Origin of the sequence: Sinisalibacter lacisalsi (genome assembly GCF_014640115.1) — a bacterium.
Lineage (GTDB): Bacteria > Pseudomonadota > Alphaproteobacteria > Rhodobacterales > Rhodobacteraceae > Sinisalibacter > Sinisalibacter lacisalsi.
The window spans coordinates 436680-461080 of sequence record NZ_BMGI01000001.1 but is presented as its reverse complement, the minus strand read 5'-3'; the positions used below and the strand labels follow the sequence as shown (position 1 = coordinate 461080).

Genomic DNA, 24401 nt, shown 5'->3' with positions numbered 1-24401 from the left:
GCAACAGGATCGGGGTGGCAAGATGGCGCCCCGATCCCTCCTTCAGCCTGAACACGTTCGTTAACGGAAGGAAGCCCCGTGAACGCCTTGCACATGGCCAAAACGGCCTATACCACCAACTCCGCCCCGATCAGAACGCCGCGCGGCACCGAGTACGAAGCCTTTGCCCGCGTCACGCACCGGATCAAATCCGCCGCCGAAAAAGGAAGAGCCGCCTTTCCCGAACTCGTGGCCGCACTGCATGCCAACCGCCAACTCTGGACGATGCTCGCCGCGGATGTCGCCGAAGACGGCAACGGCTTGCCGGAAAGCCTGCGCGCCCGCGTCTTCTACCTTGCCGAGTTCACCGTTCTTCATTCCAGCAAGGTCTTGCGCGGGGAAGCCGAGGCCGAGGTGCTCATCGAAATCAATACCGCCATCATGCGCGGCCTGCGCGGCACGACGGAGGCAGCATGAGTGGTCTCGTCCTGAAACTGGGCCCGCGAGAACGGGTTCTGATCAACGGCGCCGTCATCGAAAACGGCGAGCGGCGCTCGCGATTGGCGATCATGTCGCCCAATGCCAACATCCTCCGCCTTCGCGATGCCATCCATCCCGAGGAGGTCAACACCCCCGTGCGCAGAGTTTGCTACATCGTGCAACTCGTGCTGTCCGGAGATGCCGACAAGGATGAAGCGCGCATTCAATTGCTGCGCGGCATAGAGCAGTTGAGCCAGGTTCTGACCGATCCCGACAGCCGGATCCTGCTCGACAAGGCGACCCAAGCCCTTATCGGAGATCAGTTCTACCAGGCCCTCAAGGCACTTCGGGCCCTGCTGCCGCGCGAGGAGCGCATTTTCGCGGCGGCGAGGAAGGAATGAAGGATGGGGTTTCAGCCGATCGTTCCGTTTTCCGGATTGGCTGGCTGGGCCTTCCTTCAACGCACCCAGAACGCGCAACAAAAGGCCTTTGAGTCCGGCGCGGAGATCCAGCGCGACACCGCCTATTTCGCCGAGAACATCGGCAAGATCAGCACCGCCGGCGAGCTCGTGGAGGATTACCGGCTTCTCAAGGTCGCGCTCGGTGCCTTCGGCCTCGAGAACGATCTTCCCAACAAGGCCTTCGTCCTGAAGGTTCTCGAAGGCGGCACGCTCGATCCGGAGAGCTTTGCCAATCGCATGGTCGACAAGCGCTATTTTGCGCTGGCGGACGCCTTCGGCTTCGATCTCGGAACGCCAAGGACGAAATTGTCGGATATCGCTTCGGGGCTGCTCGAAAATTACCGCACCCGACAATTCGAAGTCGCGGTAGGCGAAACCGATAACAACATGCGCCTCGCCCTGTCACTGGACCGCGAGTTGACCGCGATCGTATCGCGCGACAATTCGGCCGACGGGCGATGGTTTTCGGTCATGGGCAACGAGCCCTTGCGCAAGGTCTTCGAGACGGCGCTTGGCCTGCCCGCTTCGGTCGGCGCGCTCGACATCGACCGGCAACTCACCGTGTTCCGCGACCGGGCGAGCGCCGTTCTTGGCAACGGAGAGGTGGACCAGTTCTCGAATCCGGATGCGCGCGAGCGCCTGAACCAGCTCTTCCTGATGCGCGCGCAGATCGCAGAGGGCGGCCTCGGCATCTCGTCCGGCTCCATCGCCCTCAGGCTCTTGCAGGAATCCTGATCCGGGTTTGGCAGGACAAAACCACCCGAGGTTTCCACTCGCGGATTGATGCCCGGCCGTTCGCGTGCCGATGGTCGCGAAACCTGACGCAAACCCGGGGACAACATCGCCGCTGGCGGGCAGGCCGTTCCATGGCGGCAGGCACGAGCGCGGAGCGCCATGGGGCTCACACGCCTGGCGACGGTCCGGCCCGCGGCGGCGGCGACGAAGGAAATACCGGCAAGCCCCTGCTCGGCCGCGCCCAAGTTGAAGCCCCTAAGCGAAAAACATGGGCGGGGCGGCCCCATCAACCAATTCCGCGCACCTGCGTTGGCTCCCGGCTCTCTCGTTCCTGTGCCTTCGGCCGCAGCCACCCCGATCATGCCGATCACCGGTTCGCCCGCTTCGGCACTTCCTGCGACGCGCTGATCCTGAGATAAGCGGATTTGCCCCCTGCGCCCGAAGGCCGCGAGTCACACGGGCTCGCGCGCGTCGGGGATTAATGTTCGTCGTTCTGCTCGGGCGTTGCCGGCTTCGACAAACCCAGCGTGATTCCGCCCTGGTGAGGCGCGGATGCTCAGCCCGGCGCGGCCTCACCACCGCCATCCCCGATTTTGAGGCAAGCGGCCAGCCTGCGGAAGCTTGCCGCGGTGTTCTCCCACTCATCCTCCGACAGAAAGGCATCCAGCTTCGGCCAGCACGCGATCGCAGCATCGAGTTCGGCATCCGACCCCTGGGTATACAGCCCGGCCCGGATCATCATCTCGGAGCGGTCATAGGCGCCCAGCCGTTGCCGCGCCGCCGATATCAGCGTGTTTTCGGCCTCGCTCGCGGCCCCCGGCAGGGCCCTGCTGACGGATCGCAACAGGTCAACCGCCGGAAACCGCCCGCGCTCCGCGATGTTCCGGTCGAGCACCACATGGCCGTCGAGCACACCGCGCAGGATATCGGCCACCGGCTCTTCCATGTCGGACCCGGCGACCAGAACCGAAAACACCGCGGTGATATCGCCGGAGGTGCCAACCCCGGGCCCGGCGCGTTCGCAAAGCGCGGTGATCTGGTGCGTGGTCGACGGCGGGAATCCACGCAGCGCGCCGCCTTCGCCCGCTGCCAGGGCGATCTCGCGGTGCGCTTCGGCAAAACGGGTGACCGAATCCGCCAGGAACAGGACGTGTTTGCCCTGATCGCGGAAGTGCTCGGCTACCGCCATCGCGGTCCACCCGCAGCGCCGGCGCAGGAGCGGCGACTGGTCAGACGTGGCCGCCACCACCACCGACCGGCGCATCCCGTCCGAGCCCAGCACCCGCTCGATGAATTCACGAACCTCCCGCCCCCGCTCGCCGATCAACGCGATCACGACAACATCGGCATGCACCCCTCGCGCGAGCTTGGCGAGCAGGGTTGATTTGCCCACCCCGGAGCCGGCGAAAAGACCGATTCTCTGGCCGCGGACGACCGGCAAGAGCGTGTTGAACACCGCGAGCCCGGTTTCGAGCCGGGCGCCCAGAACGCGCCGCTCGGTCGGGTTCATCGGCACGCCCCGCAAGGGGCGCGCCTCGAGGCCGCGAAAGATCGGCCGGCCATCCATCGCCTTGCCCATCGGGTCGATCACCCGGCCGATCCAGCTGTCGTCGGGCGCGATCTGGCTTGGCCCGATCAGGGTGACCGCAGCGCCGATCTGAAGCCCCTCGACGTCGCCATCCGGCAGGATCGTGACCTCGTCCTGCGCCAGGTTGAGCACCTCGCCCCGCCGCACGGCATGGGCCGGCGTGTCGATTTCCACCACGTCACCCTGCGCGGCCACGTGCCCGAGGCCGGCAACCTCGATCGTGCCGCGCCCGATGCGCGAGACGCGGCCCATGTCGTGGGTCGATCTGATCGCCCCGATCTCGGCGGCGAGCTTGTCGAATCCGATCTGCACCATGCCATTTCTCCTCTCGTCCGCGGCCTGAAACCGTTTCTAAAGGAATCAGGGTTAAGCCTTGGTTGAACGCGGTCGAGGGAGAAGCCCCGATGTTCGAGAAACTCGAGATCTTTTCAATGGCGCAGGCCCTAGCGAGGCATGCGGCCCAGCGCCAATCCGTCATCGCCCGCAACGTGGCGAATGCCGACACGCCGGGCTACCGCGCGATGGATCTGGCCGAATTCTCGGAGAGCTATCGCAACGCGCGCACAGGCGATCTGCGCGCCACCCGCGCTGGCCATTTCATTGACGGCACCTCGATCAACGCCGCGCAAATCGGCATGGTTCACAGGCCGGACGCCGCGTCGCCCAATGGCAACAACGTCTCCATCGAGCAGGAAATCTTCGCCGCGACGCGGGCCAAGAGCGCGCACGATCGCGCGCTCGCGGTTTACGGTTCGGCGTTGAAGATCCTGCGCACGGCCGTCAGCGGGCGGGGCTGACCATGAGCGATCTGCTTTCTTCCGTCAAAACCGCGATGAGCGGCATGCAGGCACAGGCCAACCGGCTGCGTCATACATCCGAAAACATCGCCAATGCCGATACGCCGGGCTACCGCCGCAAGATCGTGGCCTTCGAGGAGATGCTCGAGGCAGGGCGGCGCACCGGGCTGGTCGAAACCGGCGCGGTGTGGCTCGACCGCAGCGCCCTGCCAAGGATCTACGACCCATCGCATCCGATGGCGGATGACAGCGGTTACTACGAAGGCTCCAACGTCGATCTCGTGGTCGAGATCGCCGACGCGCGCGAAGCGCAACGCAGTTACGAGGCGAACCTCAAGATCTTCGAGCAGACCCGGCAAATGTCGCGCAGCCTGCTCGATCTGCTCCGGAAATAGGAGGGATGAATGGACGTGAAATCGACCCTGGCCGCACAAGCCTACGCGGTAACGAAACCCGCCACTGCGCCGAACGCGCAGCCGGGTGGCGGCGCAGCCGAAGCCTTCGCCAAAACGGCGCAGGACTTCGCCGCAACCCTTGAACAGGGTGATGCGGTGGCGAAAGCGGCGATGAGCGGCAACGCCGATCCGCATGCGCTGGTGCAGGCCCTGACGCAAACCGAGCTGGCGGTGGAAACGGCGGTGACGGTCCGCAACAAGGTCGTCGAGGCTTACCAGGAAATTCTCAGGATGCCGGTGTGATCATGAACGAGATCCTATTCTACGACACCTTGCGGGCCGGGCTTTGGAACGCGGTTATCATTTCGCTCCCCGTGCTCACGGTGGCACTGGTGGCCGGCATCACCGTTGGCCTGTTCCAGGCGCTGACCTCGATCCAGGAGATGACGCTCACCTTCGTGCCGAAGGTTGCTGCCATGCTCGCGGTGTTCTGGCTGTCGATGGGCTTCATGACCGAAACCCTGATCAGTTTTTTTCAAGGCACCATCGTGCCCCTGATCGCCGGAAGCTGAGATGGACAACGCCAGCTACACCACCCTCACCCGCCAATCCGGTCTGATGACCGAAATGCGGGCCGTGGCCAACAACATCGCCAATGCCTCCACTACCGGATTCCGCCGGGAAGGGGTGATCTTTTCGGAATTCGTCAAGGCGCTGGCCCCCGGCGACCCCTCGCTCTCGATGGCCACCGCCAATGTGCGCGACACCCGGCTTGACCAGGCCCCGCTTACCCAGACCGGCGGCACTTTCGATCTCGCGATCGAGGGGGAGGGCTTTTTCATGATCGAGGGCCTGGGCGGGCCGATGCTCACCCGCGCCGGCGCCTTCACCCCCTCGCCCGAGGGCGAGCTGGTCACCCTCGATGGCCACCGCCTGCTCGACGCGGGCGGCGCTCCCGTTTTCGTGCCCGCCGATGCCGCCGCCATCTCCATCGCCGCCGATGGCACGATGTCCGCCGATGGTCAGCCGCTTGCCGAGATCGGCCTCTGGCTACCCAACGACCCGAATGACATGCGCCATCGCGATGGCGTCCGGTTCGAGGCGCCGGGCGGGGCCCAGCCGGTGATCGGGGGGGCAGTGATCCTGCAGGGCTATCTCGAGTCTTCCAACGTCGATCCGATCGGCGAACTGGCCCGCATGATCGAGATCCAGCGCGCCTATGAACAGGGCCAGGCATTCCTCGAACGCGAAGACGAGCGCATCCGGGGCATGATCCAGACCCTGGCGAAGTAACATCTGAAAGGAGCCGACATGCGCGCCCTGAAAATCGCCGCGACCGGGATGCTGGCCCAGCAGATGCGGGTCGAGACGATCTCGAACAACCTCGCCAACATGTCGACGACGGGCTACAACGCCCGCCGCGCGGAATTTTCCGATCTGCATTACCAGCAGATGACGCGCCCCGGCACGATCAACGCCAACGACGGCACGGTGCTGCCGACCGGGGTGCAGCTTGGCCTCGGCGTGCGACCGGCTGCGGTTTCGATGCAGATCCAGCAAGGCGCGCTGGCCCAGACCGGCGGCGATCTCGACATTGCCATCGAGGGCCGCGGATACTTCGAAATCGCCCTGCCTGCGGGCAACGCCGCCTATACCCGAGACGGTGGCCTCAAGCGCAACGGCGAGGGCCTGATCGTGACATCAGACGGCTTCCCTGTGGTGCCCGAGATCACCATCCCGGTGGAAACCCGCGCCATCACGATCAATGCCGACGGCGAGATCTATGCCTATTTCAACAACGAGGTCGAGGCGCAGTTGATCGGCCAGATCACCCTCACCCAGTTCACCAACGAACAGGGGCTCGAGGCGATAGGCTCCAACAACTTCCTCGAAACCGAAGCCTCTGGCCCGCCCCTCATCGGCGTGCCCGGCGATGACGGCCTCGGCACGTTGCGCCAGGGCTACCGCGAGCAGAGCTCGGTCGACGCGGTGAAGGAGATCACCGAGTTGATCGAGGCCCAGCGCGGCTACGAGCTGAACTCGAAGGTCATCACCGCCGCCGACCAGATGCTCGCCGCCACGACACAGGTGCGCTGATGAAACTGGCGCTGCTTCTTCCCCTGTGCGCTGCGCTGGCGCTGCCCGCAACGGCCGAAACCGTGATCGCAGCGCGGACGCTGCGGGCGCAATCGGTTCTGACCCCGGCGGACCTGCGCCTGTCCGACGCCGAGACTCCCGGCGCCTACAGCTCGGTCGACGAGGTGGTGGGGCTGGAGGCGCGGGTCGCGCTCTACGCGGGGCGACCGATCCTGTCAGGCGAAGTGGGCCCGCCCGCACTCATCGACCGCAACCAGATCGTCACCCTCCTGTATCAGCAATCCGGGCTCGAGATCATCGCCGAGGGCCGTGCGCTCGGGCGCGCCGGCCTCGGTGACAGGCTTCGGGTGATGAATCTGGCGTCACGTCACACCGTTACCGGCCGGGTGCGCGCCGATGGCACCGTCATCGTCAATCCCTGATCCGTCTCATACCTGCCAATCGAGAGGTCCGAATGAAACTCACCCCCCTGCCCGCCATCAGCCTGGCCTGCATCCTGCTGGTTTCCGGCTGCGAACAACGGCTGAACGATCTGGGCCGCCCACCGACAATGACAGGCATCGAAAGCACGCGCGAGGCGCAAGCCATGAGCACGCTGCCGCTGCCGCGCAGCATCGCCTCGCGCCGCGATACCGACGAATCCTCGCTCTGGGCCGCGGGCCGGCAATCCCTCCTTGGGGATCGACGGGCGCAGGAGGCCGGCGATATCCTCACCGTGGTGATCGAGATCGACGAGAAGGCCGAGGTTTCGGCCAGCTCGTCTCGCGGGCGGCAAGGATCGGAAGAAATGAGCATCGGTGGTTTCCTGGGCATCGATGCCCTGGGCCCGCTCGCCGAGATCGACCTGACCCCCGGCGTTTCGACCAGTTCCGCCGGCAGCGCATCCGGCAACGGAACGACCAGGAGAAACGAAAAACTGACGCTGCGGGTTGCGGCCACCGTCGTCGGCAAACTGCCGAACGGCATCCTGCAGATCGAAGGCAGCCAGGAGGTGCGCGTGAACTATGAGCTGCGCGAATTGCTCGTTTCGGGCTACGTGCGCCCGGCCGATATCTCGCGGCAGAACGAAATCCCCTATGACAAGATCGCTTCGGCCCGGATTTCCTACGGCGGACGCGGCCAGATCACCGATATGCAGCAGCCGCGGATCGGCCAGCAGATCACCGACATGATCCTACCGTTCTAGGAGCGCACCGTGGGCAAATTCATCCCCTTCCTGCTGGCGTTCATCGGCGCCGGTGCCGGCATCGGTGCGGGGTTCGCGCTGCGCCCGGAGCCGGTGCCCGACCTAGCTCAGGCGGCATGCCCTTGCGACTGCCCGGGCGATGCCTCCGCCGTGGCCTTGCCCGTCGCCGCTCCCGAGATGGGCGAGACCGGCGGCAATTTCGTGAAGATGAACAATCAGTTCGTCATCCCGGTCGTCCGGGACGGCGCAGTGTCGGCGCTTGTCGTGCTGTCGCTCACTCTTCAGATGTCAACCGGCGGTTCCGAAATCGTCTACCAGCGCGAGCCCAAGCTGCGCGACACTTTCCTTCGGGTCCTGTTCGATCATGCCAACGCCGGCGGCTTCGACGGCACCTTCACGGCCGGACCCAACATGGACACGCTGCGCACCGCCTTGCGGGAAGCCGCGAACAGTGTCTTGGCCGGGACCGTGCACGATATTCTCATCACCGACATCATGCGGCAAGACGTCTGACACGGGGGGCGTTCGGCAAACCGATCCGCCGCCCTACCGTCCCGGTTCAATCCCCACCGGGCTCGGCGATGGACCGGCGCGTTGCAACCTCGCGCTTGGTGGCGATCTCGGCACGCCGCATCTGCCGCACGGCGTCCGCCCGTCCGAACGCGCGCCCGGCCAGCAACCTTTGCGCTTCCATTTCAGCCATGGCCCGTGCCACCGCGGCCTGCCGTTGATCCCGTTCCCGGTGCAGCCATGCCTGCCAAAGCGGGTCACGGCCATTGAGCGCGGCGAGATCACCGGCCCCGTCTTCACGCAAAAGCGCGGCGGATCGATCCTTGCTGGCCTCGGCGAGGTCCGCAACGGCGCGCTGGCGTTGCCGGACGACCTCGGCAAGCTCGCGCAGCCGCGCCAGCTCCCGGTCGAGAACCATCGTCGTCAGCACTTCGAGATCAGCCAGGCCGCTTTTCATGTCGAATGCCTCGCTTCAACGTCAGAACGCCCGGAGCGCTCCCGCACCTTCCGTCGCATCTCTTCGGCGAACCGGATCGCCGCCGCGATCGCCTGGTAATGCTCCGGCCGGATCTCGCCACCGATCTCGACGGTCGCGTGAATCGCGCGGGCGGTGGGAGGATCGCGATGGATCGGAACGCCGGCTTCCGATGCCGCCTCCCGGATCCGCGCGGCGATCTGGTCGACGCCCTTGGCCACGCAGACCGGTGCCTCGCCCGGCAGGCGGCTCCACTTGAGCGCAACGGCGTAATGGGTGGGATTGACGACAACCACGTCGGCGTTGGGCACGTCACCGAGCATGTGGTTCATGGCGATTTCGTAGCCACGCTGACGGCGCTGCTGCTTCATGTGCGGATCGCCCTCGCTTTGCTTGGATTCGTCCATCAACTCCTTGTGCGACATCCGGTTCTTGCGCAGGTGCTCCTGGCGTTGCCAAAGGTAGTCGATGGTCCCGATGACGAGCGCGATCACGAGGACGATCGCGAAGAACCGCACCCCGAGCGACAGCAGCACAACCGTCGCCATTCCCGGGCTGAGATTGACGGTGGCCAGGATCTGCGGCAGCTGACGGAACAGGAACACGCCAAGCACCAGCGAAAAGATCGTCAGCTTGGCAAAACTCTTGGCGAATTCGAACAACCCGCTACGGCCGAACTTGTTTTTCGCGTTGGCAATCAGGCTGATGCGATTGAGCTTCGGCTTCAGTTTCTCGGGCGCCACGGTGAAACTGCGCAGCGCGATATTGGCGACCAGAACGAATATGCCGGGAACGAGAAACCAGGGCAGGAACGCGGCGCCAAGCGCCGACAGGATCGTGCCCGAGGCAACCCTGCCCCCGCCCGAAAACACATCGGCAGACAGGGAGGCGGAGTGCTCGATGAGACCGGCGAGAAAACTCCCCGTCTCCCGCAGCGTGGCCGCGCCGATACTGACCGAGACCAGGAGAAAACCGCCGTAGGCCGCGGCGGTCCCGAGGTCTGCAGAGCGCGGCACCTCGCCCTTGCGGCGCGCATCGTCGAGCTTCTTCTGGGTTGGTTCGTGTTGCTTGTCGGCATCGTCCTGCGGCTCGGCCATCACGGCACCCCGAACGGATCGTTGAGCACGGCGGTCAGGGCCGTTTGCCACACGCCCAGAAGCAGCGGCGCAGTCAGGAACAGGAGCACGAGGCCGCCCACCGTGATCGCCGGCGCACCGACAAAGGCCACCATGAGCTGCGGCATGGCGCGGTTGATGACGCCGAGCGCCACGTTGTAGACGAGGGACGCGACGAGGAAGGGCGCCGCGAGGGTGAGGGCAAGGCCGAACACCCGTGCAACCTGCGACAGCCCCCACGCCGAAAGAATCTCTCCCCCCGGCAGCTGACCGGCCGGCCACACGTCGTAGGACAGGATCAGGATTTCGGCGAAGCGCACGTGCAGGCCAAGCATGACGGCAAGGGCGAGCCCGCCGATGAACAGGACATGGCCCATCGCCGGTTGCGGATCGGCATTCTGGCCGCCGAAGATCTGCGCGAGCGACGTTGCCTGCGCCGCCATTGAACCGGCGATCTGCAGAACGAGAAAGAACAACCGGATCACGCCGCCGATGGCGAGCCCGGCGATGGCCTCGGTGATCACCATAGTCCCCGGCCGCGCCAGTGCCGCGATTGTCGGCTGGATCAGGGTGCCCGCCGCCGGAAGCACGACGACGGTGAACCCGATCGCCAACATCAGGCGAACCCGCGCGGGAACCGACCTTTCGCCGAACGCGGGCAGGAGTGCCATGGCGGCTCCGACGCGCAGGAAAACGATGAACCCGAGCAGGAGCCAGCCTTGCACCCAGTCGGCCAGCGCGAGCAGGTCTTCCGTCATGCCGGCACCAACCCGACCAGTGCGGGGCGCGCCTCCGTACCGATTTCCTCGAACGAAAACACCGGGTTGGAAATGCCCTTGGCGGTCAGAACCGTGCGCAGGAAACGGCGGCGGCGCAAGGAGGTCACAACCGCCGGGTAGGCCCCGTTTTCGCCAGCCCGCGCGATGCGCTCGGCAATACCGTTCGCCAGCCGGTTGAACGTTTCGGGCGGCAGGGCGATATCGCCGCCGCGTTCTCCGTCGATCTGGTAGGTGGCGAAGGCCTCCTCCCATTCCGGCGCCAGCTGAACCAGCGGAAGCGTTCCATCCGGCCGCTTGATCTCGGCAACCAGTTGGAAGCCGAGGCGTTGGCGCACATGTTCGCAGATCGCCTCGGGGCCGGCAAACACCGGGCGGGCCTCTGCGATTGCTTCGAGGATCAGCGAGAGATTGCGGATCGACACCCGCTCTTCGAGCAGCAGGCGCAGGACCGAAAGCAGGAGATCGACCGGCACCTTGTCGGGCACGAGTTCGTTCAGCAGGCGCTGGTTGGCCTCGGCCCGGACCGGGTCCGACACATTGGTGAATTCGTCCAGCAGGCGTCGGAGCGCTTTCATGCTGAGCAGCCGTCCGAAGTTTCGTTTCATCACTTCAAGCAGGTGCGTCGCGAGAACCTCGGTGGGGGTGACCACCGTCGCACCCTGCAGCGCAACGACATCCTGCTCCTCGGGCGCAACCCATCGCGCCGGTGCGCCATAGACGGGCTCTTCAACGTCATCGCCCGGGGGCAGATCCGTTTCCGCGCCGGAAAGGATCGCCAGAACCCGGCTCGGCTTCAGGCTGTCGCGCGCCTGCTCCACCCCCTGGATCCGCACCACGTAGCTTCCCGGCGGTAACGATGGATCGTCGGTCAGCCGGATTTCCGGCAGGATCAGGCCGTAGGAACTCGCCACGTGATTGCGCATGTTGGCGATGCGCGCATCCAGGCCCGTCGCCGGATCGAGCACCATGTTCACGAGATCACTCGCGAACTCGACGTGGATGTCTTCCAGGTCGAGAATATCCCCCATGGTTTCGCGCCGAGGCGCGGCGGCGTCGGCCTTCTCGGCATCGCTCGCCGCTTTCTCTTTCTGGCCGGACTGGCGGCTCACCCACCAAGCGGCGGATCCGAGCACCAGGGCCCCGACGACGAAGGGCGTGAACGGCAAGCCCGGCACGAGCGCGAAGAGCCCCATGAGCACCGCGACCGTCACCAGCGCCGAGGGGTGGCGCCCCAGTTGCGAGAACAGGGCAAGATCGGTTGCCCCCGTGGCACCGCCGCGCGCGAGAAGCAGCGCCGAGGCGATCGAGATGATGACTGCCGGGATCTGGCTCACGAGCCCGTCGCCGACCGTCAGGATCGTGTAGGTTTCAAACGCCCGGCCCAGCTCCATGTCGTGGATCGCCACACCCATCACCAGCCCCATGACGAGGTTGAGGAGGGTGATCAGCAACCCGGCAACCGCGTCGCCCTTGACGAATTTCGAGGCCCCGTCGAGCGAGCCGAAGAAGGTCGTCTCGGCCTGTTCACGTTCACGGCGTTCCTTGGCTTCCTCGTGGGTGATCGCGCCCGAAGACACGTCGGCGTCGATGGCGAGCTGTTTGCCCGGCATACCGTCGAGGGCAAAGCGCGCGCCCACCTCGGCCATGCGCCCCGCGCCCTTCGTGATAACAATGAAATTCACGATCAGGAGCACGCCGAACACGACGAGGCCGAGAAACACGCTCCCGCCCATCACGAAGTTGGCAAAGCCCTCGATGACGTTTCCAGCGGCGGATGTTCCGGTATGGCCTTCCCCGATTATCAGCTTCGTGGACGAGACGTTGAGCGACAGCCGGAGCATGAGCGAAGCCAACAGGACCGTCGGAAACACGGAGAAATCGAGCGGGCGTTCGATGAAGAGCGTGACCGTGAACATCAGGATCGCGAGCGCGAACGAGGCGGCGAGGCCAATATCCAGCAGCCAGGCTGGAACCGGCAGGATCATCATCACGATCACCGCCATGAGCGCGAGCGCGAGCAGGATCGTGGGCCGAAAGACTTGGGCAATCGTCGGGTTCATCGGCGCGTTCCTACCCCGCCTCGTCCGGCGCGAAGAGACTTCTTGCGTTTCGTCCTCCGGAGATCGGCACCAGCGAACCCATTCCGCGCGCGCCGCCGTTCAGAAGCAACGGGAAGGAATTCGTGCGCTGCGGACGCTCTCGGGCATCCGGGGCCATCGGTGCCGCCGCACCGGCCCCAAGGTTCGCGAGAAGATCAGGCAAGGCGGTCCGGTCTTCGGCCAGATAGCGGGCCCGAAACCGTTCAAACCGCGCCTGGTATGGGACGGCATGTTCAGGTGTTCTCGAGTGATACCGGCCGGCCGCAGCCCCCCAATCCGAGGTTTCCCGGTAAAGCGTCGCAAGAAACCGCGCCGCATAGAGCGCGTTCTCCACCGGATCGAACATGGCGTCGAGCGAGGCGAAGTTCTGGTGATGCCATTTGTAGTTTATCTGGAAGCATCCAACATCGAAGCTGCGGGCACCGCGTTTGAAATGCTCCTCGGCATACCCCTTGGCCCCGGCTTCGGAGGCGAACCAGTGCCCCTCTCCCTCCATGTTGACCGCCCAGGGCCAGGGGCGCATGTCGGACCCATGAGGCCGCTCGGTTTCCGTCAGCATGATGGCCTTGAGAACCGAGATCGGAACGCCAGTCCGCTTCGCCGCGAGAATTGCGGCTCGGTCGCAGATCACCGATGGGTCGGTGCTGGCCGATCCCGCACCGGGGCCGAACGCCAAACCGGAGGCAAGAACGAAGCCGAATACCAGGAAAAAGCCGGGATTTCGGCAGGCCGCCTTCCACGTGGACACAGGGGCCGGCGCACCGGGTTTCCCCGCACGGCGCCTGTTCAAACCCTGCCAAGATCGGTTCTTCCACATTCCATCCACCGCAATTCTTGCGTTGAATGCCACCCTAGCCCCGGAAGGGTTGCCAAACCGTAACCGGATCAGGGTGCATCTGCGGGTCGTGGAACTTCGGTGGATTGCAGCAGACGATCCAGGACCGCGCGTGCCTCGCGGCTGTTCTCGATCAGGGCCGTCGAACTGGCGAGGGGCGTGGAAGGCGACAACGCGGCGCCATCCGCGGCGCCATCGCGCGCGATCATGAGCATGGCCGCATCGCGCCTTGGCCCCTCGCCCATGTTCGTAAGGTCTTCCCACAGCCCGCCACGCCAGGCCGCGTTCTCTCCCAAGGCGCCGTCTCCGTTGGCCAGGTGGGCGCGCAAAGCTCCGGCATGGTCCGATGCCCGCTCCAGTGCAGAGGCCCGAAGGCGGCCCGCATCTTCCCCATCGATCCCGGCGAGATAGCCGATGGCCACGTCTGGCCGACCCTCCATCAAGGCCGCGCGCGCATAGAGCAGCCGGTCCAGTGGCTCCGGGAGATCGCCATCACCGCCAAGCAAGCGGCGCCCGGGCAGCGGCAAGCCGAGATCGAGAAGGCGTGCAGCTAGTCGGCGCCGGTCCTCTGCGGGCAAGCCGACGGCATCATCGAGTCGAGGCAAAAGAAGCCGGAGAAACGTGGCGTCGGCGCTGTCATCCGCCAAACGCCGGAACAGCTCCTGCCTCAGAACGGCATGTTCCGCGTCCGTCTCGTCCAGCCCCTGCGCCCGATCCGACAGGCGCGCGAACGCGGCGTCGAAGCTGGATACCGAGGCATGCGCCCGCACCGCTGCGGCCAGAAAGCGGGCCGCCCCTGCGCTGCCCCGCCTTTCATAAGCCAGGCTTTCGAGAAGCGATATCCGTTCCTGTGGCACGGCGCCGCCTTCTACCAAGGTCGCCTCGACGCTCTTGAGCAATGCCTCGGGAAGGACGTCATCAGCCCGGGCGATCACCGTATCAAGACGTGCGCGCCCGAGATCGGGCTCACCGCGCAGGATGTCGAAGCTGGCGTTCAGAGCCTCGATCTCGGACGCCTCTTTGCTGGTGCCGCGCCCCGTTGCGTTTCTGACCATGTCGGCGGTGGCACGATCTCCGGCATTCAGAAGCTTTTCGGAAAGCCCCGGCCCGAGGTGATCCCGCAGATGTCGCGGCAGCCCCGCGAACGCGAGGGTGACGGCCTCCGTGTTGATGGGATCAGCTCCCGACAAGGCAGGTTGCGCGAGCACGGCCCACAACGCCGTGTGCGACGGGCACTGCATTTGCTCGACATAGGCCGACGCAGTCGCGGAAAAACCGCTGTCCATCACGTCGGCCATCATCGCCAGAACATCCGCTTGCGCGACCCGGTTCGGGTAACGGCGGATCAGCGCCTTGGCCTCTGCGCCGAAGGTCATGAAAACATAGTGCCGCACAAGGCCCGTGATCCCTTCGCTGCTGACCGAGTCGAATTCGCCGATGGCCGCGCTGCGAAAGGTGCCGATATCTCGTCCCGGGTTCAGCTTCGAACTGCCCCAAGCCGCAACGTCGAAATGCTCCGGCGGTGCACATTGGCGGCCAGGCTCCGCCTGCGCGAGATCAGGTCGGCCCCGCGCGGTGGCGCGGTCCACCCCTGTCTCGATTTCGATATGGCCCCGCGGCGATTGCGTCGTCGGCTCTTCCGGAGGGGTCTCGACCGGCGGCGTCAGCGGTTCTGCCGAACGCGGCTCCGGTGGCGGCGCGACGTTTTCATCAAGCGGTTTCAGGTCCGCCTCCAACAGTCCCTGCCCGGCGGCGCGCGCGATCTGCTCGAGCAAGGCCGTCTCGATCTCCGGCACGCGGTCCCTGCCTGGCACCGCCCCTGTTGGCGCCGCCGCCTCCGCGGTTTCGGCGTCCGCAGCCGGCTGGCCGGCGCCTTTGTCGGGTGTCGCGATTTCGAAAAACGTCTCGACCCGGGGCGCGGCACCTTCCGGTGAAACCGGATCGCCTAGATGCCGCGGTATCGTCAACGGCAACCCGGCCCGATCACGGGAAGACACCGGCAACCGGCCCGTCGTCGTGAAAGCCGGCAAGGTTTCCACACGCGGCGAGGGCTCCTGCTCCCTGTCGGGCATCGGCGTATCTGCCGGATCGGCAAGCGATTGCTCGAAACGAGATTGCGCGTTCGGCGGCGGACCATCCTTGATATCAAGAACGACCTGGCCACCTCGGAGGTCAAAGGCATCGCCGTGGCAGTCGCAATCCACGCGAAGGAACAAGCGGCCCCCTCCCAGGTCTTCGACTTCAACGATCCGGTCCCGGGTTATCAGCTCGAAGACAGGCGAGAGATCGTATCGCAACGTCTTGTTCGCCGGGCGAAACTCGAACCCGTTGTCTACCCGGCCGAATTCCCATTCCGCTTCGACGTCGAAATTGATCAGCAAGCGGGAGAACCCGGCATGGTCGCCGGAACGAACGGTCACCGGTTGCGCCACCAGGTTGGACGGCAGCCCAAGCAGGAAAGCAAGGAGCAGAATCCGGGTCATGCCGCGTCTTTCTTGACCGCCTTGAGCGCTTCTTCGAGCTCGGCGAACCCGGGCCGCACATGGCCCGGTGTATTCTGCCGGCCGACCTCGATGCAGATATTGGTCGAATGGTTGTGCAGGTTGGCCACCAGGACTTCCCGGATCAGCTGGTAGAAATGGGCATCCTCTTCCGACACCGTCTTGAGCTTCAACGCGAAGGGGCCAACCAGCCCGTAGGCCAGGAAGACACCGAGGAAGGTGCCCACCAGCGCGCCACCGATGAGTTTGCCGAGGATTTCCGGTGGTTGGTCGATCGAGCCCATCGTCTTGATAACCCCAAGCACGGCGGCAACGATGCCCAGCGCAGGCAACGCATCGGCGACGGATTGCAGCGCATGGCTGGGGTGCTGTGAATGATGAAAACTCGCCTCGATGCGCTTTTCCAGGACCTCCTCCACCTGGTGCGGGTCATCGTAGTTCATGGACGCGGAGCGCAACGTGTCGCAGATCAGTTCTATCGCTTCGCGGTCTTCCAGAATCCGCGGATACCTTGTGAAGATCGCGCTCTCCTCGGGTGTTTCGATATGCTCCTCGAGGGCCACGGCGTTCTGGCGCGCCTGACGGATCAACTCGAACAGGAGGCAAAGCAGATCCTTGTAATCCTGGGGCTTCCAGCGCGGGCCCTTGAAGACCCGGCCGATGGTGCGCATCGTCTGCTTGATCGCGGCCACGTCGTTCGAGATCACGAAGGCGCCGGCGGCGGCGCCACCGATCATCGTGAACTCGAAGGGAAGGGATTTGAGAATGATTCCCATCTTCCCGCCGGCGGCGAGATACCCACCGAACACCATAATGAAGATCATCGCGATACCGATGAGCCCGATCATCCTGTCGCTCCTCGTAGGCCTGACTGAGATCAGTTTCGGTGAGTCCGGTTAAGAAACCGTCTGCAGGCATCGCCTATTTCGTCGGAACATCCGCGTTCCGCCCGGCGAGGATCACGCTGATCGAATAGGCGGTCGCCGGATCGAGACCGGCGAGGATCGCCGCTGCGGTGTCGGGGCGCATACGGGCGAGGAAACCGGCGGCGAATTGCGGATCCATCGCCGCGAAAAGCGGGGAAGCTTCCTTGGGTTTCATGTTCTCGTAAACACTTGTAAGCCGCGCGAGATCACCTTCGGCGGCGGTGGAGGCGGCGGAAATCGTTGCTTCCAGGGAAGCCTCGGCGGCCTCCAGCGCGGCGAGGTTCTCCCTGACCTGAACCTCGGCCAGTTCGAGCGCCTGCATCCGGTCGGCCACTGCCGCTTCGCGGACGGCCACGCGGGCTTCGCGGGCCTCAAGCGCTTCCAGAACCTCGGCGATATCGGCCGGTTGCGCACAATCTGTGGCTTCCGTGGACATCGCCGCGTCAAACCCGCTCGCGACGCCTGCGGCGATTGCCTCGCTCGTCCCGCTTCCGAGCCGCAGCAGCCCAGACAGCGCGAATGCCGCCGTGATCAACCACAATACGCCCCGCGCCGACCTGCGGCGGCGTTTCGGCTCGCCGGCGTGCTCGGTGCCATCACCCTGCCGGCCCGGCTTCATGCCTTGCCTCCCGCACCGGCGGATCGTCTCGTCGCGAACAACGGCGCGGCATCCTCGCGCGGCACATCGCCAGGCATCGACCGCGCCGCTTTCTCCCACGCCTCGTCCTGTCCGGCCTCGTCATCCCCGGCCCGCACCTCACGAGGCGCGGTCACCTTTTCGTCGGGCAGGTCGTGCAGCGAGGCCATCATGAGTTCGAGCTTGCGCGCCGACAATTCCGCCCGTTCGGTCAACGCCGTCAGGGTCTGCGATGAATGCGCGGCGGCTTTTCGGGCCTGGTCCAATGTCTTCGTCATGTCATCGACCTGGGCGGACAGGACCGCCACCGCGCCGCCCACGCCGTTCTCGAGATTGTTGAACCGTTTGAGGCGGCGGGCGAGCACATAGCAATAAACCGCGGCTCCGAGCGCCCCGGCCCCGAGCAGCACATCCGCTGCGATCTGAATGATCTGGTCCATTCTGGCCCTCCGTTTGCCCGTCAGTTCAAGACGAATTCCATGATCAACAGGTCTTTGACCCGGCCCTCACCCGCGACAAGCTGGACCCGCCTGAGCATCTGCGCGCGCAGGTCGATCAGCGCCGCGGGATCCTCGAGATCGCGCAGTTCGACGGCTCTCAAGTAGGAATTGAGAACATCCATCACGCGCGGCGCCAGGGCGCCAACGTCTGCCTCCGTGCCCGGGAACACCTCGAGTTCCGCACGGAAACGCAGATGCTTGTTCCCCGCATTCCGACCAAGCGAAATCACCAATGGTTCCAGCGGCACGAAAGCGACCGGGGGCAGCGCCGCCGGCTCAAGTTTCACCGCGGCGCTCTTTTCCTCGCCCGTTTCGCCCGGCGCAAAGACCAGCCCCGAATACACCGCGAAAAAGCCCCCGCCGCCGAGCGCCAGGGCCATGGCAAGCCCAATGACGAGGCCACGGATCGAGCGCTTTTTCGGCGCTTCCTGCTCCGGGGCCCCAGTTGCTGCGTCGATCTCTGCCATCTTGCATCCGTCTGCTGCGACGAATCGCTTATACGCCGTCAGGGGCTAACCGATTGTTAAGGGGGATCGGCGAAGGTGACTCGCGACGGGGGCAGAAGCCCGCTCGCAAAAGGAGTCACGTCTTGGCGCAGGTTCTGGCTGTATGGAACGCACTTGATACGCGCAAGCAGATCATCGTCGCGGTGGCGACGCTGGCGATGTTTGCTGCCATCCTGGCCGTTGCGCGCATCGCGGCGCAGCCCTCCATGGCGCTTCTCTACGCCGGGCTCGAGTCAGGACCCGCGGGCGAGGTGATCGAGGCCCTCGAAACGCGCGGCGTGGCCACGGAGGTGCGCGGCGGCGCGATCTACGTCGATGCCGCCCGGCGTGACGAACTGCGCATGACGCTCGCGTCGGAAGGGCTGCCGAGCGATTCGGCAAAGGGCTACGAATTGCTCGACGGTCTGTCAGGTTTCGGCACCACCTCGCAGATGTTCGACGCCGCCTATTGGCGCGCGAAGGAAGGCGAGCTTGCCCGCACCATCGTCTCCTCGCCCCTGATCAAGTCTGCCCGGGTGCACATCGCGATCCCGAACCAGCAGGGATTTCGCAACCGCGGCAATCCATCCGGATCGGTGGCCGTCACCACCACGACCGATGCGCTCTCGGGCACCCATGCCAAGGCACTCAAATACCTCGTGGCATCGGCGGTTCCCGGGCTCGCGCCCGAAGACATCTCGGTCATCGACGCGCGTGGCGGTCTGGTGATGACCCGCGATGAGGGCAACCTGCTGGACGGCGGCGGTGCCGACCGGGCCGAAACCCTGAAAGGGAACGTCGAAAGGCTGCTCGAAGCGCGCGTGGGCTACGGCAACGCGGTGGTGGAGGTTTCCGTCGATACGGCCACGGAGAGCGAAACCATCCTCGAACGCGTGCTTGATCCCGAAAGCCGGGTTGTCATCGCGACGGAAACGGAAGAAAGCTCCGCGGCGGAAACCGGCACCGGGCAAGGTGGCGTGACGGTTGCTTCGAACCTGCCCGACGGCGATGGCGCGGGCGGCGGCGAAAGCAGCTCGAACAACACCGAAACCCGCGAGCGGGTGAACTACGAGGTCTCTGAAACAACGCGTGAAATCAACAGGGGGCCAGGTGCGGTTCGGCGCATTTCGGTCGCCGTGCTGGTTGACGGCATTCGTTCGCGCAATGACGCCGGGGAAGAGGTCTGGACCGCGCGCAGCGACGAAGAACTCGACGCGCTGCGCGAGCTTGTCGCCTCCGCTGTCGGTTTCGACGAGGCGCGCGGCGATTCGATCACGATCAAATCGATGGCGTTCGAACCGATCATCCCGGTCGGGTCGGAAGCGCCGGCGGGTTTCATGAGCAGCCTCAATATTGATGCGATGGCCCTCCTTCGCATCGGCATGCTGTCGGCCGTCGCAGTGATTCTCGGGATGTTCGTGCTTCGGCCGATCCTCACCGCCTCACGCGCGACCCCAGGCCCCGCAGCGCTCGCGGCCCCGGCCGGGGTCGGCAAGGCGGCCGACGAGACCGCCGCTTCCCTCCCCGCCCTCACCGGGGAAATCGACGATGGCACCCTGCCCTCGGGCCCCGAGATGGCCGTGGTCTCGGATTTCGATTTCGGTTCGGACCTTGACGATGGCCTTCCGGCACTGTCGGGGGCGACCGACCCGGTTGAGCGACTGCGGGCACTGATCGAGGAGCGCCAGGCCGAGACGGTCGAAATCCTGCGGGGATGGATGGAAGATGAGGAAACCGCGTGATGCCTCGTCCCCTTCTCGAAGACTTCGACGCCGGCCCCGACGCGCGACAGGATCCCTATTCGCCGTCCGGGGAGGCAACGCCCGCCACCATCGACCCGTCAGCCGAGAGCATGGAAAAATGGCGGCTCGAAGGATACGAGGCGGGGTACCAGGCCGGATGGGATGATGCCACCCGTGCCCAGGCCGACGATCAAAGCCGGATTGGCGCGGAGTTCGCCCGCAACCTGCAAGACCTGGGCTTCACCTTTCAGGAGGCGCGCACCCATGTGATGCACGCGCTGGAACCGCTGCTTGCCGGCATGGTGGACCGGGTCTTGCCGCGTCTGGTCTCCGACACGATCGGGCAAACCATCGTCGAAGAACTGCTGCACCTGGCCTCGGCGGCGGTCGATACGCCGATCGAGGTCGTGGTGAGCCCGGCAAGCCGTCCGGTGATCGAGACCTTCCTCACCCAGGCCGCCTCGGTGCCTTTTGCATTGATCGAGGAAGCCACGCTCGCAGAAGGCCAGGTCTTCCTGCGGTCGGGCAAGCTTGAGCGCCAAATCGACTTTTCGACGGCGGTGGACCGGATCGGAGCGGCGATCAGCGGATTGTATGAACTCAACGAAAAGGCGTTCCAGAATGGCTGAGCTTCCTCCCGTGCCCGAAAAAAACCCGGGGCTCGAGAACCCCTTCACACAGGTTCCGATCGAGATTGTCGTGTCAGTCGGAACCGCGCGCCCGGTTATCCGCGATCTGCTTGGCCTGAAACCCGATGCCATCCTGCCCCTCGATCGCAACGTGAATGATCCGGTCGAGCTTTTCATCGGCGACAAGCTGATCGCGCGCGGGGAACTCGAGGAACGCGAAGGCGATCCGGAAGGCGGGCTCGTCGTGCGCCTTACGGAAGTCGCCGAACTCAAGCACGGGATCTGAGCGATGCCCGGTTCTGCACCTCTCACCATCGGGCTGCTTCTTGCATTAACCATGATTGCGCTCAGCACGCCATCGCCGGTCCTTGCGCAGGATATCTCGATCTCCCTCGGTGAAGGCAACGAAACCCTAGCCACCCGGTCGATCCAGTTGATCGTTCTGATCACGCTGCTCAGCCTTGTCCCGGGGCTGGCGGTCATGATCACCGCCTTTCCCTTCATCGTCACCGTCTTGTCGATCCTGAGGCAGGCGATCGGTCTCCAGCAGTCACCGCCGAACATGCTGATCATCTCGCTGGCGCTGTTCCTGACCTATTTCGTGATGGAGCCGGTTTTCTCCGAGGCCTGGTTGCGCGGGGCGGAGCCCTTCGCTGCCGGCACGATGGGCCTCGAGGAGGCGTTCAAGGCCGCGCTCGATCCATTTCGCGTTTTCATGGCCGGTCGGGTCGACGGGGCGACCTACGATTCTCTCGCCGAGCTGCGCGACCCGGGGATCGGGGCCCAGCCCGGCCCGGACGCCCCGCTCTCTCTTCTCGTGCCGTCCTTTCTCCTCAGCGAGATCTCGCGCGCCTTCCAGATCGGCTTCCTGATCTTCCTGCCGTTCCTGATCATCGACCTCGTGGTCGCGGCCATTCTGATGTCGATGGGGATGATGATGGTTCCGCCCGCGATCGTGTCTTTGCCCTTCAAGCTCGCGTTCTTTGTCGTCGCCGACGGTTGGAGCCTCGTGTCCGGCGCGCTTGTGCGAAGCTACTTCTGAACCGCCCCGGCGTGTGGTGCCTCCGGCGCGCGGACATTTCTCCTCGTCCATCGAAGAACCTTCGCCGCTCACACCGCTTGCATTCGAGGCCTGCGCGGGAAATCTGGTTGCCGGAGCTTCCTTTCGACAACCGCTCTTCAACGCTTGCCGCCTCGATCGGAACCGAACGTCGTTGAGCTGAGGCCTGCCGGGACGGATCCGCTCAAGGTCGGGAAGGAGCCTGGCTCAACCTTCCCGCAGCTTCGCAATCCGCTTGGCCCATCAGGCCACGACCAGCCAAACGCGCGACGCCGCCAACGGCGTGCACGCTCAACGCACCACGAATTCCGCGTGCAAAGCTCCGGCGGCCTTGATGCTTTTCAGGATGTCGATCATGTCGGTCGGCGCAACGCCCAAGGCGTTGAGCCCGGCGATGACCTCCGACAGCGAGGTGCCGCCGGGAACCTCGGCCAGCCCCGTTCCGGGCTCCTTGCGGATTTCCGCCTCGGTGCGGGGCAGCACGATGGCCTCGCCGTCGGCGAAGGGGTTTGGCTGCACAACAAGCGGCTGCTCCTGGATCCGAAGCGTGAGATTGCCCTGGCTGACCGCAACCCGGCTGATCCGCACGTCCTCGCCCATGACGATCGTGCCTGACCGCTGATCCACGACAACGCGGGCTTTGCGTTCCGGCGCGATGGCAATGTTTTCCACCGCGCCCAAGGCATGGGCCGGGCTGATCGCCCGGGTCGCCCCGACATCGAGAACAACGGTTCCGGCGTCGAGCATCCGCGCCGCAGCTCGTCCGAAGGTGAGGTTGATCGCCGCCTCGATCCGTTCTGCGGTGGTGAAATCCGGCTCGCGCAACGCGAGACGGATCGTCTTGAGCCTGGTGAAATCGAATTCCACCTCGCGTTCCACCCTGGCGCCAGCCGGGATCACGCCCGCCGTCGGCACCCCCTGCACAACGCGGGCGCCATCGCCCTCCGCCGCAACCCCCCCCGCGATCACCGTGCCCTGCGCCACGGCGTAGATTTCTCCATCCGCGGCATTGAGCGGGGTCATCACCAGGGTGCCCCCGAGCAGGCTCTTGGCATCACCGATCGCCGAAACGGTGATGTCGATCGTCGACCCCGTGCGGGCAAACGGTGGCAGGGTTGCGGTCACGAACACGGCGGCAACGTTTTTCGGGCGAAACTGTTCCCCGGTGATGTTCACCCCGAGCCGCTCGAGGATGTTCGACATGATGTCCTCGGTGAAGGGGGCGTTTCGGATCCCGTCGCCGGTTCCGTTGAGGCCGACAACGAGGCCATACCCGACCAGGTCGTTGCTGCGCACACCGTCGAACTCGACGAGATCCTTGATGCGGATCGAGTTCGCCATCGCCGCGGAGACGGAAAGCGACGCAACCGCGAGGCAGAGCAGCAATTGGAAGATCCTGGTCATCGCATGTAATCCGAGAAGCGCAGGCCCGCGATGCGGGCGGTTACAGTGTAGAGCATTTCGATTTGGCCCTGGACCGCTTGCAGGGCCGTGGCGGTTTCATACGGATCGGCCGAGACGAGCGCGCTGCGGGCCAGTTCATTGGCGGCGTTTTCGGCAGCGTTCTGCACCCGCGCCTCTTCCACCCGACCTTCGGCCGCACCGATCCGTGCCCGCAAGTTCGAAACCTCCCCATCGGCGTGAATCAGGCGCTCCGCCGCGACCGCGAGCAATTGCGCCCGCTCCTCGACCAGGCCCGACAAGGCGCCCTCGGCCGCCACCGCGGCGAGCGCGAAGCCCTTGAGCGTATCGCGCACCGTCTGATCGTCGGCGCGCAGGTCGAATGGCAAGGCTTCGCCCTCGGCAATCATCATCGGGCCAAGGGCTTCTTGCGACCCGAGATACCCATCGGTCTCGAAACCGCCACCGCTGCTATCGAACCATGCGTCGACCGCGGCAACCACGTCGCTCGCCGTCGTCGACCCCGCGATCGCGGTATTGAGCGCGGCCAGCATATCCTTGCCACTGGCGAGCGCGGACCGATCCGTCGCGGCACCGCCAAACATCGTCCGGCCCGCGGCGCTGGCATTGAACCGCGCGACCACGGCCTCGAACTTCTGCCGCCCGTCCGCCGCGGCGGCGTCGATCATCGTGGAATTGAGCGCCTGGCTTGCCGTCAACAACCCGGGGGAAAGGCTGCGCCCCATATCCTGGATGCTTCCGAGCGCGAGTTGCGAGCCTTCGAGAAACTGCGCGATCTCGGCAGTCGACGTCTTGTAGGCGGCCAGGGTGGCAAGGCGGCGTTCGATCGACGCAACCGGGCGCAGATCGCCCGAGACCGTGGCCCCGATGTCGGATTTCTTGCCGGTTGCGAGTTCCTGCCCCAAGCGGGTCAGGTCAGTCTTCAACCCGACCGAAAGGCGCCTCAACCGATAGGTGTTGGCTTGATC

Annotated in this window: 29 protein-coding genes; 16 read left to right on the top strand and 13 right to left on the bottom strand. The window is 65.2% G+C overall.

Features of this window, described 5'->3' with window-relative positions:
* Nucleotides 1–78: 78 nt before the first annotated feature.
* Genes flaF through IEW01_RS02205 form a run of 3 tightly spaced genes read left to right on the top strand, consistent with a single transcriptional unit; the run spans nucleotide 79 to nucleotide 1655 of the window.
* Nucleotides 79–456, top strand: a complete 378-nt coding sequence (flaF, locus tag IEW01_RS02215) for a flagellar biosynthesis regulator FlaF (protein ID WP_188525965.1) — start codon at nucleotides 79–81, stop codon at nucleotides 454–456.
* Complete coding sequence (gene flbT, locus IEW01_RS02210; RefSeq protein ID WP_188525964.1) at nucleotides 453–860, top strand: flagellar biosynthesis repressor FlbT; 408 nt, start codon at nucleotides 453–455, stop codon at nucleotides 858–860. The genes flaF and flbT overlap by 4 nt, the downstream gene beginning before the upstream one ends.
* 3 nt (nucleotides 861–863) lie before the next feature.
* Nucleotides 864–1655 carry a DUF1217 domain-containing protein gene (locus IEW01_RS02205; RefSeq protein ID WP_188525963.1) on the top strand — a complete coding sequence of 264 codons (792 nt, stop codon included), beginning with the start codon at nucleotides 864–866 and terminating at the stop codon, nucleotides 1653–1655.
* Nucleotides 1656–2211: 556 nt separating this feature from the next.
* Here IEW01_RS02205 and IEW01_RS02200 read toward each other — a convergent pair.
* A complete protein-coding gene (locus IEW01_RS02200; protein WP_438810810.1) occupies nucleotides 2212–3558 on the bottom strand; it encodes a FliI/YscN family ATPase in 1347 nt (448 codons plus the stop codon).
* 89 nt (nucleotides 3559–3647) lie between these two features.
* Here IEW01_RS02200 and IEW01_RS02195 point away from each other — a divergent pair, with 89 nt between their 5' ends.
* From IEW01_RS02195 to IEW01_RS02155, 9 genes are read left to right on the top strand one after another with little or no spacing between them, the layout of a single operon-like run.
* Nucleotides 3648–4040 (top strand): FlgB family protein, encoded by a 393-nt coding sequence (locus IEW01_RS02195; protein ID WP_188525962.1) that lies wholly within the window; start codon nucleotides 3648–3650, stop codon nucleotides 4038–4040.
* A 2-nt stretch (nucleotides 4041–4042) separates the two neighbouring features.
* On the top strand, nucleotides 4043–4435 hold the full coding sequence (flgC, locus tag IEW01_RS02190; RefSeq protein ID WP_188525961.1) for a flagellar basal body rod protein FlgC: 393 nt from the start codon (nucleotides 4043–4045) through the stop codon (nucleotides 4433–4435).
* Nucleotides 4436–4444: 9 nt separating this feature from the next.
* Entirely contained in the window at nucleotides 4445–4738 is a 294-nt protein-coding gene (gene fliE / locus IEW01_RS02185; protein WP_188525960.1) for a flagellar hook-basal body complex protein FliE, read from the top strand.
* A gap of 2 nt (nucleotides 4739–4740) precedes the next feature.
* Nucleotides 4741–5007 (top strand): flagellar biosynthetic protein FliQ, encoded by a 267-nt coding sequence (locus tag IEW01_RS02180; protein ID WP_438810809.1) that lies wholly within the window; start codon nucleotides 4741–4743, stop codon nucleotides 5005–5007.
* Between the two features lies 1 nt (nucleotide 5008).
* Nucleotides 5009–5728 carry a flagellar hook-basal body complex protein gene (locus tag IEW01_RS02175; RefSeq protein ID WP_188525959.1) on the top strand — a complete coding sequence of 240 codons (720 nt, stop codon included), beginning with the start codon at nucleotides 5009–5011 and terminating at the stop codon, nucleotides 5726–5728.
* Between the two features lie 18 nt (nucleotides 5729–5746).
* On the top strand, nucleotides 5747–6532 hold the full coding sequence (gene flgG / locus IEW01_RS02170; protein WP_188525958.1) for a flagellar basal-body rod protein FlgG: 786 nt from the start codon (nucleotides 5747–5749) through the stop codon (nucleotides 6530–6532).
* Complete coding sequence (flgA, locus tag IEW01_RS02165) at nucleotides 6532–6954, top strand: flagellar basal body P-ring formation chaperone FlgA (RefSeq protein WP_188525957.1); 423 nt, start codon at nucleotides 6532–6534, stop codon at nucleotides 6952–6954. The genes flgG and flgA overlap by 1 nt, the downstream gene beginning before the upstream one ends.
* Before the next feature lie 32 nt (nucleotides 6955–6986).
* A complete protein-coding gene (flgH, locus tag IEW01_RS02160; protein WP_188525956.1) occupies nucleotides 6987–7718 on the top strand; it encodes a flagellar basal body L-ring protein FlgH in 732 nt (243 codons plus the stop codon).
* Between the two features lie 9 nt (nucleotides 7719–7727).
* On the top strand, nucleotides 7728–8231 hold the full coding sequence (locus IEW01_RS02155) for a flagellar basal body-associated FliL family protein (RefSeq protein ID WP_188525955.1): 504 nt from the start codon (nucleotides 7728–7730) through the stop codon (nucleotides 8229–8231).
* A 46-nt stretch (nucleotides 8232–8277) separates the two neighbouring features.
* On the opposite strand, the gene IEW01_RS02150 is transcribed toward IEW01_RS02155, so the two are convergent.
* The 10 genes from IEW01_RS02150 to IEW01_RS02105 form a co-directional block, all read right to left on the bottom strand.
* Complete coding sequence (locus tag IEW01_RS02150) at nucleotides 8278–8685, bottom strand: hypothetical protein (RefSeq protein WP_188525954.1); 408 nt, start codon at nucleotides 8683–8685, stop codon at nucleotides 8278–8280.
* On the bottom strand, nucleotides 8682–9800 hold the full coding sequence (locus IEW01_RS02145) for an EscU/YscU/HrcU family type III secretion system export apparatus switch protein (protein ID WP_188525953.1): 1119 nt from the start codon (nucleotides 9798–9800) through the stop codon (nucleotides 8682–8684). Before IEW01_RS02145 ends, IEW01_RS02150 begins: the two co-directional genes overlap by 4 nt.
* The gene (locus tag IEW01_RS02140; RefSeq protein ID WP_188525952.1) at nucleotides 9800–10576 is read right to left on the bottom strand and encodes a flagellar biosynthetic protein FliR; all 777 of its coding nucleotides are present in this window, start codon (nucleotides 10574–10576) and stop codon (nucleotides 9800–9802) included. Before IEW01_RS02140 ends, IEW01_RS02145 begins: the two co-directional genes overlap by 1 nt.
* Nucleotides 10573–12657, bottom strand: coding sequence for a flagellar biosynthesis protein FlhA (gene flhA / locus IEW01_RS02135; protein ID WP_188525951.1), 2085 nt, complete (start codon nucleotides 12655–12657; stop codon nucleotides 10573–10575). Before flhA ends, IEW01_RS02140 begins: the two co-directional genes overlap by 4 nt.
* 10 nt (nucleotides 12658–12667) lie before the next feature.
* Nucleotides 12668–13546: a lysozyme family protein gene (locus tag IEW01_RS02130; protein WP_229738014.1), complete on the bottom strand. Its 879-nt coding sequence runs from the start codon at nucleotides 13544–13546 to the stop codon at nucleotides 12668–12670.
* Nucleotides 13547–13581: 35 nt separating this feature from the next.
* Nucleotides 13582–16014, bottom strand: a complete 2433-nt coding sequence (locus IEW01_RS02125; protein ID WP_188525950.1) for a hypothetical protein — start codon at nucleotides 16012–16014, stop codon at nucleotides 13582–13584.
* Entirely contained in the window at nucleotides 16011–16880 is an 870-nt protein-coding gene (gene motA / locus IEW01_RS02120) for a flagellar motor stator protein MotA (RefSeq protein ID WP_188525949.1), read from the bottom strand. Before motA ends, IEW01_RS02125 begins: the two co-directional genes overlap by 4 nt.
* A gap of 73 nt (nucleotides 16881–16953) precedes the next feature.
* On the bottom strand, nucleotides 16954–17394 hold the full coding sequence (locus IEW01_RS02115; protein WP_308418938.1) for a MotE family protein: 441 nt from the start codon (nucleotides 17392–17394) through the stop codon (nucleotides 16954–16956).
* Nucleotides 17395–17573: 179 nt separating this feature from the next.
* Nucleotides 17574–18035, bottom strand: coding sequence for a hypothetical protein (locus IEW01_RS02110; RefSeq protein WP_188525947.1), 462 nt, complete (start codon nucleotides 18033–18035; stop codon nucleotides 17574–17576).
* Between the two features lie 20 nt (nucleotides 18036–18055).
* A complete protein-coding gene (locus IEW01_RS02105; RefSeq protein WP_188525946.1) occupies nucleotides 18056–18562 on the bottom strand; it encodes a flagellar basal body-associated FliL family protein in 507 nt (168 codons plus the stop codon).
* A gap of 122 nt (nucleotides 18563–18684) precedes the next feature.
* On the opposite strand from IEW01_RS02105, the gene fliF reads away from it, so the two are divergent.
* From fliF to fliP, 4 genes are read left to right on the top strand one after another with little or no spacing between them, the layout of a single operon-like run.
* Nucleotides 18685–20322: a flagellar basal-body MS-ring/collar protein FliF gene (gene fliF / locus IEW01_RS02100; RefSeq protein WP_188525945.1), complete on the top strand. Its 1638-nt coding sequence runs from the start codon at nucleotides 18685–18687 to the stop codon at nucleotides 20320–20322.
* Nucleotides 20322–20951, top strand: a complete 630-nt coding sequence (locus IEW01_RS02095) for a FliH/SctL family protein (RefSeq protein WP_188525944.1) — start codon at nucleotides 20322–20324, stop codon at nucleotides 20949–20951. Before fliF ends, IEW01_RS02095 begins: the two co-directional genes overlap by 1 nt.
* Nucleotides 20944–21237, top strand: coding sequence for a FliM/FliN family flagellar motor switch protein (locus IEW01_RS02090; RefSeq protein ID WP_188525943.1), 294 nt, complete (start codon nucleotides 20944–20946; stop codon nucleotides 21235–21237). The genes IEW01_RS02095 and IEW01_RS02090 overlap by 8 nt, the downstream gene beginning before the upstream one ends.
* 51 nt (nucleotides 21238–21288) lie before the next feature.
* Nucleotides 21289–21993: a flagellar type III secretion system pore protein FliP gene (fliP, locus tag IEW01_RS02085; protein ID WP_229738012.1), complete on the top strand. Its 705-nt coding sequence runs from the start codon at nucleotides 21289–21291 to the stop codon at nucleotides 21991–21993.
* A 309-nt stretch (nucleotides 21994–22302) separates the two neighbouring features.
* On the opposite strand, the gene IEW01_RS02080 is transcribed toward fliP, so the two are convergent.
* Together IEW01_RS02080 and IEW01_RS02075 are read right to left on the bottom strand one after the other, a co-directional pair.
* The gene (locus IEW01_RS02080; RefSeq protein ID WP_188525941.1) at nucleotides 22303–23415 is read right to left on the bottom strand and encodes a flagellar basal body P-ring protein FlgI; all 1113 of its coding nucleotides are present in this window, start codon (nucleotides 23413–23415) and stop codon (nucleotides 22303–22305) included.
* Nucleotides 23412–24359: a flagellin gene (locus tag IEW01_RS02075; protein ID WP_188525940.1), complete on the bottom strand. Its 948-nt coding sequence runs from the start codon at nucleotides 24357–24359 to the stop codon at nucleotides 23412–23414. The genes IEW01_RS02080 and IEW01_RS02075 overlap by 4 nt, the downstream gene beginning before the upstream one ends.
* Between the last annotated feature and the right edge of the window lie 42 nt (nucleotides 24360–24401).